The following is a 1,150-nucleotide window of genomic DNA, read 5'->3' as shown; positions in this document are numbered from 1 at the left end:
GCCCGCCGCCGAGCGCGACGGCATGCTGCTCGACCTGGTCCGCACCCACGCCGCGACCGTCCTCGGCCACGCGACACCCGACGCCATCGGCGCCGGCCAGACCTTCCGCGACCTCGGCGTGGACTCGCTCGGCGCCGTCGAACTGCGCAACGCGCTCAGCCCCCGCACCGGGCTGACCCTGCCCCCCACCCTCGTCTTCGACTACCCGACCCCGGCCGCGCTGGCGGAGTACCTGCGCCGGGAAATCCTGGCGGAACACCCCGGCACAGCCCGGCCCGCCCCCGGCACCGGCGCGGAGGACGAGCCGGTCGCCATCGTCGGGATCGGCTGCCGGTTCCCCGGCGGGGTCCGCTCCCCGGAGGAGCTGTGGGAGCTGGTGGCGGGCGGTTCGGACGCGATCTCCGGCTTCCCCGCCGACCGCGGCTGGGACCTGGACGGCCTCTACGACCCGGATCCCGGGGTACGCGGGAAGGTCTACACGCGCGAGGGCGGGTTCCTGTACGACGCGGCCGAGTTCGACGCCGCCTTCTTCGGCATCTCACCGCGTGAGGCGCTGGCGATGGACCCGCAGCAGCGGCTGCTGCTGGAGACGTCCTGGGAGGCCTTCGAGCGGGCGGGCATCGACCCGACGACACTGCGGGGCAGCCGCACCGGCGTCTACGTCGGCCTGATGAACCGCGACTACCTCACCCGGCTGCGCGCCATCCCCGAGGAACTGGAGGCGTTCCGCGGCACCGGCACGGCGGGCAGCGTGGCGGCCGGCCGGCTGTCGTACACCTTCGGCCTGGAGGGCCCGGCCGTCACGGTGGACACGGCGTGTTCGTCGTCGCTGGTCACGCTGCATCTGGCGGTGCAGGCGCTGCGGCGGGGCGAGTGCTCGATGGCGTTGGCGGGCGGGGTGACGGTGATGTCGTCGCCGGCCGCGTTCCTGGACTTCAGCCGGCAGCGCGGGCTGTCCCCGGACGGCCGCTGCAAGGCCTTCGCGGAGGGCGCGGACGGCACCGGCTGGGCCGAGGGCGCCGGTGTGCTGGTGGTGGAGCGGCTGTCGGACGCGCTGCGGCTCGGCCATCCGGTGCTCGCGGTGGTGCGGGGTACGGCCGTCAACCAGGACGGGGCGAGCAACGGGCTCACCGCGCCCAACGGGCCCTCG

Annotated in this window: 1 protein-coding gene; it reads left to right on the top strand. The window is 75.1% G+C overall.

From position 1 onward, the window contains the following. Positions 1-1,150: type I polyketide synthase (locus H5J33_RS36020; protein ID WP_181798858.1), on the top strand; the 1,150-nt coding region annotated here is incomplete at both ends.

Origin of the sequence: Streptomyces sp. WELS2 (assembly GCF_013870595.1) — a bacterium.
Lineage (GTDB): Bacteria > Actinomycetota > Actinomycetes > Streptomycetales > Streptomycetaceae > Streptomyces.
This window is presented reverse-complemented; position numbering and strand designations above follow the sequence as displayed.